Raw genomic sequence first — 11,424 nt, forward strand, 5'->3', positions numbered from 1 at the left:
GCCATGACCCGCATCGCACTCATCCACGCCCTGGCCCATTCCGTCGCCCCCATCAATGAAGCGATGGCCCGCGACTGGCCCGAAGCCGTCCGCATGAACCTGCTGGACGACAGCCTCTCGGCCGACCTCGCACGCACCGGGCGAGGGCTCGACGAGGCGATGCACGAACGCTTCCAGCGGCTGGCGCAGTACGCGGTCGATTGCGGCGCCCAGGGCATCCTCTTCACCTGCTCGGCTTTCGGGCCGTGCATCGAGGCGGTGGCGCGGCGGCATGCGGGCATGCCCGTGCTGAAGCCCAACGAGGCGATGGTCGAGGAGGCCGCGGCCGGTGCCGGGCGGCTCGGACTGATCGCGAGCTTCGGGCCTACGCTGGCATCGATGCCGCCCGAATTCCCGCCCGGCGTCGTGCTCGAGCCGGCGCTCGCCGAAGGTGCGCTCGAGGCCTTGAATGCCGGCGACGGCGAACGGCACGATGCACTGGTGGCCGCCCAGGCCCGGGCACTGCGCGCCCGCGGCTGCACCCGCATCGCGCTGGCCCAGTTCAGCATGGCGCGGGCCCGGGCGGCCTGCGAAGCGGCGACGGGGCTGCCGGTCCTGACCACGGTCGACAGCGCGGTGCGCGCATTGCGGCGGCGATCGGTCTGATTTCGCGGCGGATGGGCGTCGAGCGGGTCGCATCCCCGGTGCGAGCCGTTAGGATCGCAGCCACGATGCACCCACTGCTCGACAACATCGCCTGGAACACGCTCGCCGGTCCGCACGCGCGCTACGCGACGGGCACCGGTCGCGCCCGCCGCTACGCCCCGGGCTTTTCCCCGATCGTCGGCTTCGCGAATGCCGAAAGGCCCGATCTCGACGACCTGACGCCCTTCTGCGAGCCGGGCGACCGCTTCTATTGCATGGACTGGTCCGGCAGCGCACCCGCGGGCTGGCGGATCGACCTGGACGCGACCATGTTCCGGATGGTGTGGCAGGGCGCGATGCCCGACGACGACGGGGCACTCGGTGCCATGCCATTGCGGCCGGAACATGCCGCGCAGGCGGTCGAACTCGCCGCGCTGACCCGTCCGGGGCCCTTCGGGCCGAGAACACCCGAACTCGGCGACTACTTCGGCTGTTTCGAGGGTGATCGCCTGATCGCCATGGCCGGCGAGCGCATGTGCGCCGGCACCCTGCGCGAGATCAGCGGCGTGTGCACGCATCCCGATTTCCAGGGCCGCGGCCTTGCGCGCCGGCTGGCCGCGACACTGATTCGCCGCCAATTGCAGCGCGGCGAGACGCCCTTCCTCCATGTCATGCGGGACAACGAGAGCGCCCACCGGCTCTACGCACGCATGGGTTTCCGCGACCATCGCGAGGTGGTCGTGCGCGTGATCTCACCGTCCTGATCTGAACGGAGCCTGACCGCCGCGATCGCGATAATCGACGCTCTTTCAAGGAGTGCGCGTGGATATCGTATTGCTGGTCAAGGCCGCCGTCATGGGGATCGTCGAGGGGCTGACCGAATTTCTGCCGATCTCGTCGACCGGCCACCTGATTCTTGCGGGCTCGCTGCTCGGCTTCGACGACGACAAGGCCAAGGTCTTCGACATCGCGATCCAGACCGGTGCGATCTTCGCGGTGATCCTGGTCTATTGGCAGAAGATCCATTCGACCATCGTCGCGCTGCCGCGCCAGCCCAAGGCGCAGCGCTTCGCGCTCAACGTGCTTATCGGCTTCCTTCCCGCGGTGGTGCTGGGCCTGCTGTTCGGCAAGGCGATCAAGGCGCATCTGTTCACGCCGACCGTGGTGGCCAGTACCTTCATCATCGGCGGCTTCATCATCCTGTGGGCCGAGCGGCGGCCGCCCGGCTCGGTGCGCATCGAGCACGTCGACGACATGACGCCCTGGGACGCGCTCAAGGTCGGCCTGGTGCAGTGCTTCGCGATGATTCCGGGCACCAGCCGCAGCGGCTCGACCATCATCGGTGGCATGCTGCTGGGACTGTCGCGCAAGGCGGCGACCGATTTCTCCTTCTTTCTCGCCATTCCGACCTTGATCGGCGCCGGCGTCTACAGCCTCTACAAGGAGCGCGCGCTGTTGTCGGCCGCCGACCTCCCGCTGTTCGCGGTCGGCCTCGTGTTCTCGTTCCTGAGCGCCTTGCTCTGCGTGCGCTGGCTGCTGCGCTACATCAGCACCCACGACTTCGTGCCCTTTGCCTGGTACCGGATCGCCTTCGGCATCGTGGTGCTGGCGACCGCGTGGAGCGGCGTCGTGGTCTGGGCCGAGTAGTTCAGTGGTAGTCGTCTTCGCGCTGATGACGAACGGCAGCGATCGATACGGTGTCGCTGTCCTGGATTTCGAACAGCGCGACGTAGCCGCTGTGCCCGAACGGGATCACCAGTTCGCGGATGAACGGATCATGGCCTGCCTTCCGGCAGGTGAAGGGTGAGTAGCGCAGCATCGCGATTCCCGCCTCGATGTCTTCGAGGGCGCGTTCGGCCAGTTCGAAGTTGCCGCCTCGCTCCAGTTCGCGCTCCARCATGAATGCGTAGAGCCGATCCAGGTCGGCCAGCGCATCTCGCGTGAAGCGGACGCGATAGCTCACCGGGCAAGCCGAGGAGGGTGCGCCTTGGCAGTTGCGAGCCGTTTACGAAGACTGGACACGACCTCGTCGGCTTCCACGTAGTCGCCGCTTCGCTTCGCCTTCTCGAGCGAGCGCAGGCCGCGAGCGACGAACTCGGCTTGTTCGATGCGCCGGCGAACCGAGTGGCGAACGGCGTTCTCCACGAACTGGGACAGGGACTCGTCCTCGCCGAGCACCTGCTCGATCTGTTCGCGCAGTTCCGGCTCGACACGAACCGAGGGAATGGTCGAAGTCTTCACGCGGCTCGAATGTAGTGCATTTGCACCACATCCTCAAGCCGCTCAGGCCAGCAGGTTGCGCAGCGCCGCTTCCACCGCCGCCGCGGTGGCGATCGGCTTTTCCATGGGAAACAGGTGCGTGCCGTCCAACATCATGATGCGGCCCTTGGTGACCTGCAGCGTCATCGCCATGCCGACGCGCTTCATCTCGACCGACTGGCGTCCGCCGACGAAGGCCGCCGGACACTTGAGCGGATGGGCGCGCAAGAGGGCGCCCAGGTTGTGCGGGATGGTGTCGTAGATCGCGGTCTCGACATCGCGGTCGAAGCTCAGCGCCCGCGAATTGGCCCCCACGCTCGGCACTGACGTGTCCTTGCTGCCCCCCGAGGGGGCCCGCGCGACTTGGGGCGGCCCGGCGTCGCGCACATCGTCGATGTCGAAAGTGCCGTGCTCGATGTAGTCGCGCAGCACGCGCTCGTCCCACCGGGCAAAGGCCTTCTTGCTGCGGAAGTGCTCGAACACCGCCTCGCGATGCTCCCAGCTGTTCCTGCGCTTGCGGCTGATCATGCCGGGCGACACGCTCTTCATGAGCGGCGTGCGCTTCATGAGGTTGATGGTGCCGGCGCGCCAGCCGCCGATCAGCGGCGAATCGAGCAGCACCACGCCCTTGGCGAGCGCCGGGTGCAGCGCCGCGCACATCAGGCTCAGGAAGCCGCCGAGCGAATGGCCGACCAGCAGCACCGGCGCCCCGGCGCGATCGGCACGGGCTTGCGCGAAGTCCGCCAGCTGCTGGACCAGGTGCGGCCAGTTGTCGGTGACCGGGTACTTCGGGTCGTGGCCGAATTTCTCGACCGCGTCGATGTCGAAGCCGCGGTTGCGCAGGCTGTCGAGCATCACACGGTAGGTGCTCGCGGGGAAGCTGTTCCCGTGGGAAAAGATGAGGGGAGGAAGCATGGGATTCGGGGCCGCCCGCAGGCCGCCCCGGTGCGCGATCAGATGAGCTTCTCCTCGGGCGTGGAGATCTTGCGCAGCGGGCTGTGCCGCGTGGCGGGCATCTTCAGCGGGTGCTCGGTGTAGGCGTCGTCCCAGACCGGGTCCTCGATGCTGTCGAACACCTCGCGCAGCTTCTGGCCCCAGCTGTTGTGCATCATCCGGTAGTAGGGGTTGTCGGCGTCGATGCAGACCACCTTGTCGGTGCGCAGGGCGTTGGCCTCGTACACCACCAGGTCGAGCGGCAGTCCGACCGACAGGTTCGATTTCATGGTCGAGTCCATCGACACCAGCGCGCATTTCGCGGCTTCGTCGAGCGGCGTATCGGGCGTCAGCACGCGGTCGAGCACCGGCTTGCCGTATTTCGACTCGCCGACCTGGAAGTAGGGCGTCTCGGTGGTCGCCTCGATGAAATTGCCGGCCGCGTAGACCAGGAACAGGCGCATGCCTTCGCCCTTGACCTGGCCGCCGAAGACGAAGGACACGTTGAAGTCCAGTCCGGCGTGCTTCAGCGCCTCGGCATCCCGGTCGTAGACGTGGCGCACGGCCGAGCCCAGCACGCGGGCGGCGTCGAACATGCTCCTGGCGTTCCAGATCGTGATCGGCGGACTTTCCTCGCCGTCCTCGCGGGTCTCGCGCAGTTCCTCGATCTGCAGGATCTCGCGCACCGACTGCGAGATGCTCAGGTTGCCGGCCGACAGCAGCACCATGACGCGGTCGCCCGGCTGCTCGTAGACGATCATCTTGCGGAAGGTGCTGATGTGATCCACGCCCGCATTGGTGCGCGAATCGGACAGGAACACCAGTCCGGCGTTGAGTTTGATGCCGACGCAGTAGGTCATGAGGTCTTCTTGCACGAATCGGACCATCAGCCCTGTTCGCGCGCCTGGAGTTTCTTCAGTGTGTAGAGGGCTTCGAGCGCCTCGCGGGGGCTCAACGCATCCGGATCGATCGCGGTCAGGGCGGATTCTACGGCGCTCGCCAATGGCGCCTCGGCGGCCGGCGGCGGTGCGAACAGGTCGACCTGGGCGCGGGTTTGCGTCTGCTGCGCCTCCAGCGCCTCGAGCGCCTGCCGCGCATGGTTGACCACCGCGGCCGGCATGCCGGCCAGCCGCGCCACCTGGATGCCGTAGCTCTTGCTGGCCGGGCCGGGCTGCATCTCGTGCAGGAAGACGATGTCGCGGCCGGCCTCGGTGGCGCTCACGTGCATGTTGACCGCGCCGTGGTGCGTGGCAGGGAACTCGGTGAGCTCGAAGTAGTGGGTCGCGAAGAGGGTGAAGGCGCGTGTGCGGTCGTGCAGCTGGGCGGCGATGCCGGCGGCCAGCGCCAGGCCGTCGAAGGTGCTGGTGCCGCGGCCGATCTCGTCCATCAGCACCAGCGAATGGGCGGTGGCGCCGTGCAGGATCTGCGCCGCCTCGGTCATCTCGAGCATGAAGGTCGATTGCGCATTGGCCAGGTCGTCGGCCGCGCCGATGCGCGTGTGGATGGCGTCGATCGGCCCCAGGCGGCAGGCCGCGGCCGGCACGTGCGAGCCGATCGAGGCCAGCAGCACGATGATCGCCACCTGCCGCATGTAGGTCGACTTGCCGCCCATGTTGGGGCCGGTGATGACCTGCATGCGCTGCTGCGGGCCCATGCGGGTGTCGTTGGCGATGAACGCGCCGGACGATTTTTCGGCCAGGCGGGCCTCGACCACCGGGTGGCGGCCCTGCTCGATCTCGATGCAGGGATGCGAGACGAAACCGGGCGCGCGCCAGTGCAGCGTGTGCGAGCGTTCGGCCAGCGCGCAGAGCGCGTCGAGGGTCGCGATCGCGCCGGCCAGCCGGGCCAGCGCCGCGACCGAGGGCTGCAGGGCGTCGAGCAGCTGCTCGTAGAGCCACTTCTCGCGTGCCAGCGCGCGGTCCTGGGCCGACAGCGCCTTGTCCTCGAAGGCCTTGAGCTCCGGCGTGATGAAGCGCTCGGCATTCTTCAGCGTCTGGCGGCGGCGGTAGTTGTCGGGCACCTTCGCCAGCGCGCTTTGCGTGACCTCGATGTAGAAGCCGTGCACGCGGTTGAACTGCACCCGCAGGTTGCTGATGCCGGTGCGTTCGCGCTCGCTGGCTTCGAGCTGGAGCAGGAAGTCGTCGCAGTTCTCGCTGATCGCGCGCAGCTCGTCGAGTTCGGCATCGTGGCCGTTGGCGATCACGCCGCCGTCGCGGATCAGCGCCGAGGGTTCGGGGGTGATCGCGGCGACCAGCAGTTCGACGCAGCCGGCCGGCGGCGCGAGCTGGCCGGCCATCTGCGCCAGCAGCGCGGCCGCACCGGGCAGGGCGGGCGCCAGCTTTTCGGCCTTGGCCAGCGCCATCCGCAATGCCACCAGCTCGCGCGGGCGCACTTGCCGCAGCGAGATACGGGCCGCGATCCGTTCGACGTCGCTGGTGTTCTTGAGCTGCTCGCGCAGGGTGCGCCAGGGCGCGGCCGTGCCGCCGGGCGGCGGCGCCTGCAGCGCGGCGATGGCTTCGAGCCGGGCCTGTGCGGCGATGCGGTCGCGCCGCGGCGCCAGCAGCCAGCGCTTGAGCAGCCGGCTGCCCATCCCGGTCATGCAGGTGTCGAGCAGCGAGAACAGTGTCGGCGAGTCTTCGCCGCGCAGGGTCTGGACCAGCTCGAGGTTGCGCCGGGTGGTCGGCGGCAGTTCGATCAGCTCGCCATCGCGTTCCACCGCGAGCCGCTGCACGTGTGCGAGCGCCCGGCCCTGGGTGTGCTCGGCGTAGCCCAGCAGGGCGGCGGCGGCGGCATGCGCGTTGGTCAGCGACTCGGCATTCCAGGCCGCCAGGTTGACGCTGCCCATCTGCTCGCACAGCTTGCGCTCGCCGAGGCCGCCGTCGAACTGCCAGGCCGGCCGCAGCGAGAGCGTGAAGGGCGTGGCGCCGCGGGCGGCCTTCAGGCGCTGCTCGAAGGCCGGCGTGACCTCGGCGCTGTAGAGCAGCTCGCTCGGCGCGATGCGCGCGATCCAGGCTTCAAGGGCGTCGGCCGGGCACTCGGCCAGTCGCAGCTCGGCGCCGGTGACGCTGAGCCAGGCGAGCCCGCAGAAGTTGCGCGAGCCCGCATGCACCGCGAGCAGCAGCGACTCGCTCTTGTCGTTGAGCAGTTCGGCGTCGGTCAGGGTGCCGGGCGTCACCACGCGCACCACCTTGCGCTCGACCGGGCCCTTGGCGGCACCGACCTCGCCGACCTGCTCGCAGATCGCGACCGATTCGCCGAGCTTGATCAGCCGTCCGAGGTAGGTGTCGACCGAATGAAAGGGCACGCCGCACATGACGACCGGCTGGCCGGCCGACTGGCCGCGCTGGGTCAGCGTGATGTCGAGCAGGCGGGCGGCTTTCTCGGCATCGGCGTAGAACAGCTCGTAGAAGTCGCCCATCCGGTAGAACAGCAGGGTGTCCGGGTGGTCGGCCTTGAGGCCGAGGTACTGGGCCATCATCGGCGTATGGCCCGAAAGGTCGACTTTCGTAACCCGTTGAGGCGCAACGGATTTTGCGGTTACCTCGTTGATTTCATTGAGGATTTTACGATCGGAGGCTAGGTCGTTCAACTTGAGGGCACCTGACGAAACTTGGCCAAACTGGCGTTTTTGGCGTAGGTTTTGAAGGCTGAAATTGAAAAGTTACGCCACGGGGCGAAACGCGCGATCAGGAAACCTACGCCGACGGAGCTTCTCTATGGAATTCGACGCTCGCGCTGCAAAGCTGATGCAGCCCGGCCAGCACATTATGGTGGAGGGGGTACCCCGGCCTGCGCCTCGAGGCGACTGCGACCACCCGCACCTGGACTTATCGCTTCAAGTCGCCGGTCGACGGCCGCATGCGCCAGAAGAAGATCGGTCGGTGGCCGTGGGCGCCGCACGATCTACGGCGTACCGGCCGGACGATGCTGGCAGCCCTGGGCTGCCCGACCGAGATCGCGGAAGCGATCCTCGGCCATGTCCAGCCGGGCATCCAGGGCGTCTACAACCGCCACGCCTATGACAAGGAGCGGCGCATCGTGAGGGCGAAGGAGCCATCTGCAAAGTGCTCCGCGCCGGTGGCTGCTCGATCTGGTCGATCTTTCGCGACAAAGAAGAGGCCGGATGTGGCTGTGGGCATGTCAGGTCCTCCGCGAGTCATTGGGGAAGAGGCCATGCCGGCGACTCCGACGCGTCGGTTTTGATTTCGCCGCTGCACTGGCCGTATATCCAAACCCTTGCACTTTCGGGTCCGGCTGGGCAAGATGGGGCGAATGGCACGAATGGTCTCTCGGCCTATCAGCTGGCCGTCGCAGAGGGCTATGTTGGCACGCGGACTCAATGGCTGGCATCGTTGCATGGTGCCGATGGCATCAATGGGACAAATGGTGTCAATGGCACGAACGGGACCTCTGGCTCGATATGGACAACCGGCATTGCAACCCCCGCGGACACCGTCGGCGTGGACGGTGACATGTTCATCAATTCGATTACCGGCGATGTCTACCGGAAGATAGCCGGTGTCTGGACGCTCCAGCTGACCCTTGTCGTCGCAGCGGCCCCGCCACCACCGCCTCCCCCGCCACCGCCACCTCCCGCACGCACGCAAATCGCCATCGAAGGCGCAAGCTTCAGTGTGCCCGCCAACACCGTTGTGACCTATGGCGCAGACCCGAACTGGACGAGCAAGCCAAACAGCGGGGCTGGCACTTGCACCAATGCGACCTTCGGAGTCGATCCCGCGCCTGGAGTCGTGAAGGCTTGCTATGCGGTCGTTGCAGCACCGCCACCGCCTCGACCTGCGCCGTCTGCACCGCCAGCCCCTTCCGACATCATGCAAGCGGACGGCATGACGGTTGACACGGCGAAGTACACGGCGATGGCTGCGAACATGGTCGCTGCTGGCGGTGTTGCCTATCGATTCGGTGCTGGCACCGCGACTGCTGGCACCGCGACGACTTGGGCTGCAGCCCCCAACAACACCTACCCGCCCAGTTCGCGCTTCACCAACATGACGTGGCAGGTGGGTTCGTACATCGCCGACGAAGGCGACTACTCGACGACGATGGGGCAAGTGTCCTGGGTGCCGGACAGCCCAGCGACGGCTCTTGGTGTATCGACGCTCGAGTTCCTGGCGCAGCGCAGCAATACCTTCTCAGAAGCACCTCAAGCAAGCTGGGTGTGGGGCGGTGCGAGTGATGACCAAAACACGAAGAACTACTACAAGGCGTTGATGCCGTCTGGCATGCCGACCAACCCGGTTGCGATGGGACGGTCGTATGCTCGCCTGACTTGGGCCGTGCAAACAGTCATGGCGTTCCAGAACGGCTTGCTGGGCGTCACCGGCAGCAACACAGCCAACAACCGTTGCACTGCGCAACTCGACGCCGGCAAGGTGCCTACTGCGGTCGCAGTCACGAACGGCGGAGAGTTCGCACTGGTCACTGTGTGGGACACGATCAACCTCAAGGGCCAAGTGGCTGTGGTCGCGCTTGCCGGGGGTTGCCAGGACTGCCCTGGCGGCCGGTACTGGGGCGAGTGGCTCCAGACCGTGCCGGGCCTCCCGAACCTTGGCAACATCCTGTTCATGAAGGTTGTGGGGTATGTCGATCTGCCCGGCATGATGGCGCCGACCGATATTTCCGTCACAACCGGCCTGGACAACGAGACGTTGCAGAGGGTGTATCCGCCAGCCGGTGGCCCCTTCACCACGCATGAGCTGCTGCCTCTGACGACTGAAGCGAATCGCCAGACCTTCATGCCTGGAGGGGTCAATTACGGAACCTATCCGCATGGTGGTGTCGCGGTCGTGGTGTCGAAGTCCGAGCGGAAGGTGATGTTCGTCAACCTCAAGCCGCTCTTCGACTACTACCAGTCGATGTACTTCGGCACGCTTGCGAACTTCAACCGGACAACGACAGTGGGGCAGGCCGCGAACCAGTGGCCCTTCGCCTTCTCTGTTGCTCCGAGTCAAGCGCCGACGATCATCAAGACGGTGTCGCTCGGGAAGCGACCTACGGCAGTGAAGGCGAGTCTGTATTCGACACGGAGAGCATGGATCGCGACAGAGGACGGAACGCTRCAGATTTACAGCCTTGGGAACTATGCTTTGAATGGTGCYGCGGTTCCGGCCGACATCGCTCTCAAGGKCTCGGTCGCGATCGGCAAGAACCCGACGTCGCTTGGGTACGTGAAGCATGATCCTGCGTATCGTTCTGCACCTACGACGATGAACGACAACGTGCTGGTGGTGGCGCGTGGTTCGAAAAAGATCCAATGGGTGCACTTCAACTCCGACAACAACAGCGGGTTTGTGCAGAGAGAGATGCAGGACTCGCGGCTCAAGGACCCGGTGTGGGCCGAGGACGCCGACAACCACGGGACTGAAGCGTATGTCCTGACGATCGCGGACTACGAAGGCAAGCAGGTGATGAGCTACCGATACGGTCCGGTTGTGTACCACACAAACGCGACTGGTACTTGCCAGGAACCTGGTTGTGGCATGGTCAGAGCCTTCGAGTTCGGCGGCTCCTTCCCGTTGCCCGGCAAGCCCTTCCAACTGACTGGAGCGAATGTGCCATAGCCCCTGCGCAGCCTGCGCGGCTGCAGACTGAACAGACCCCTCGTCTCGGCATGCGTCCATGACCATCAGCGACGAGGCGCCTGCGCAATCCGAATGCGTGATGTCCCTGCTACTTCTCATTGCGCGAGCAGGGGAGGCGACAGGCCGCCAGTACAGCTCGCGTCTGCCCCTGAAGAGCGTCGATGACGGCTATGAGGTACGCAGCGTCATCCCCGAGGGGCTCCAGCCCAGAAACAGGGGCAGGGGCGTGAAGTGTGCGGGGAATCCAAGCGGGCCCTTTCGCGCCCATGAAAAAGCCCGCCGAAGCGGGCAAGACCTTCCTGGAAGGTCGGGGGAGGAGGCCTCATCGTGGAACTCGTCCCTGAACTGGGCCTGAATGTCCCGCGACGCCGGTGCGGCACAGGGCCCCTCACCACAACCGCCACCACTTGGAAGCGGAGGCCCAGCGCCGTTTTCGCGCCGCCACCACCATCTCCGCGCCACTGGAAGCTATGTCGATAGGCCGGCGACTCCCAAGGATATGCAATGACCAAAATTCTCGCAGTCATGCTCACCGGCCTGTTCGCAGCAGGCGCCTATGCTCAAAATCCGGCGGGAGCATCGTCGGAGCAACAACCTGTGACGAACAGCAAGGCCCAAAATCGCGCCCAAACCAAGGTGGAAGCGCGCCCCCAAGGCAATGTGAAGAAGCCGGCTGGCGACCAAGTCAACAGCCCCGAACTCAATCCTGAGGCCAGCGGGGGCAAGGCTGCCACGGCAGCCCAGAACAAGGCCAACGCCAAACCCCAGGGCATGGCGAAGAAGCCGGCTGGCGACCAAGTCAACAGCCCCGAACTCAATCCTGAGGCCAGCGGGGGCAAGGCCGCGACCGCGGGACAGGCCAAGGTCGGCGCGCGCGATGCCAAGGCGGCGGCCAAGAAGCAAGCCGCCACCAATTGACCGGCTTTCGGCGTTTGATCTAAAGAGCGCCCGGCGCTGATCTCCTGGCGCGCCGCTTCGGGGGCCAGGAGATCAGCCGCTGTGGGCC

At 66.2% G+C, this 11,424-nt stretch carries 10 protein-coding genes and 1 pseudogene; 6 read left to right on the forward strand and 5 right to left on the reverse strand.

Annotated features, from left to right (window positions below):
* Positions 1-3: 3 nt before the first annotated feature.
* From AC1D2E_RS26080 to AC1D2E_RS26090, 3 genes are all read left to right on the forward strand, one after another.
* Positions 4-645, forward strand: a complete 642-nt coding sequence (locus tag AC1D2E_RS26080; protein WP_478176430.1) for an aspartate/glutamate racemase family protein — start codon at positions 4-6, stop codon at positions 643-645.
* Positions 646-710: 65 nt separating this feature from the next.
* Positions 711-1,388, forward strand: a complete 678-nt coding sequence (locus tag AC1D2E_RS26085; protein WP_478200093.1) for a GNAT family N-acetyltransferase — start codon at positions 711-713, stop codon at positions 1,386-1,388.
* Between the two features lie 58 nt (positions 1,389-1,446).
* Positions 1,447-2,271, forward strand: a complete 825-nt coding sequence (locus tag AC1D2E_RS26090; protein WP_478200094.1) for an undecaprenyl-diphosphate phosphatase — start codon at positions 1,447-1,449, stop codon at positions 2,269-2,271.
* 1 nt (position 2,272) lies between these two features.
* Here AC1D2E_RS26090 and AC1D2E_RS26095 read toward each other — a convergent pair whose 3' ends face one another.
* The 5 genes from AC1D2E_RS26095 to mutS are packed head-to-tail and all read right to left on the reverse strand — an operon-like array spanning position 2,273 to position 7,291.
* Positions 2,273-2,587, reverse strand: a complete 315-nt coding sequence (locus AC1D2E_RS26095; protein ID WP_478200095.1) for a type II toxin-antitoxin system RelE/ParE family toxin — start codon at positions 2,585-2,587, stop codon at positions 2,273-2,275.
* Positions 2,584-2,865, reverse strand: coding sequence for a YlcI/YnfO family protein (locus tag AC1D2E_RS26100; protein WP_478200096.1), 282 nt, complete (start codon positions 2,863-2,865; stop codon positions 2,584-2,586). The genes AC1D2E_RS26095 and AC1D2E_RS26100 overlap by 4 nt, the downstream gene beginning before the upstream one ends.
* A gap of 42 nt (positions 2,866-2,907) precedes the next feature.
* Positions 2,908-3,798 (reverse strand): alpha/beta hydrolase, encoded by an 891-nt coding sequence (locus AC1D2E_RS26105; RefSeq protein WP_478200097.1) that lies wholly within the window; start codon positions 3,796-3,798, stop codon positions 2,908-2,910.
* Between the two features lie 38 nt (positions 3,799-3,836).
* A complete protein-coding gene (locus AC1D2E_RS26110; protein WP_478176468.1) occupies positions 3,837-4,676 on the reverse strand; it encodes a proteasome-type protease in 840 nt (279 codons plus the stop codon).
* A gap of 26 nt (positions 4,677-4,702) precedes the next feature.
* Complete coding sequence (gene mutS, locus AC1D2E_RS26115; RefSeq protein ID WP_478200098.1) at positions 4,703-7,291, reverse strand: DNA mismatch repair protein MutS; 2,589 nt, start codon at positions 7,289-7,291, stop codon at positions 4,703-4,705.
* A gap of 413 nt (positions 7,292-7,704) precedes the next feature.
* Between mutS and AC1D2E_RS26120 the strand changes: the two are divergent.
* The 3 genes and pseudogenes from AC1D2E_RS26120 to AC1D2E_RS26130 form a co-directional block, all read left to right on the forward strand.
* Positions 7,705-7,851 (forward strand): annotated as a pseudogene (locus AC1D2E_RS26120) (tyrosine-type recombinase/integrase); the annotation flags it as partial.
* Between the two features lie 437 nt (positions 7,852-8,288).
* Positions 8,289-10,397 carry a hypothetical protein gene (locus AC1D2E_RS26125; RefSeq protein WP_478200099.1) on the forward strand — a complete coding sequence of 703 codons (2,109 nt, stop codon included), beginning with the start codon at positions 8,289-8,291 and terminating at the stop codon, positions 10,395-10,397.
* A 525-nt stretch (positions 10,398-10,922) separates the two neighbouring features.
* Entirely contained in the window at positions 10,923-11,336 is a 414-nt protein-coding gene (locus AC1D2E_RS26130) for a hypothetical protein (protein ID WP_478200100.1), read from the forward strand.
* Positions 11,337-11,424 lie beyond the last annotated feature (88 nt).

This window comes from Variovorax sp. P1_H2, assembly GCF_056405295.1.

Bases quoted from the DNA above. Each gene is read 5' to 3' on its own strand.
- AC1D2E_RS26080 (WP_478176430.1), top strand. From the start codon at position 4: ATGACCCGCATCGCACTCATCCACGCCCTGGCCCATTCCGTCGCCCCC.
- AC1D2E_RS26085 (WP_478200093.1), top strand. From the start codon at position 711: ATGCACCCACTGCTCGACAACATCGCCTGGAACACGCTCGCCGGTCCG.
- AC1D2E_RS26105 (WP_478200097.1), bottom strand. From the start codon at position 3,798: ATGCTTCCTCCCCTCATCTTTTCCCACGGGAACAGCTTCCCCGCGAGC.
- AC1D2E_RS26110 (WP_478176468.1), bottom strand. From the start codon at position 4,676: ATGACCTACTGCGTCGGCATCAAACTCAACGCCGGACTGGTGTTCCTG.
- mutS (WP_478200098.1), bottom strand. From the start codon at position 7,291: ATGGCCCAGTACCTCGGCCTCAAGGCCGACCACCCGGACACCCTGCTG.
- AC1D2E_RS26130 (WP_478200100.1), top strand. From the start codon at position 10,923: ATGACCAAAATTCTCGCAGTCATGCTCACCGGCCTGTTCGCAGCAGGC.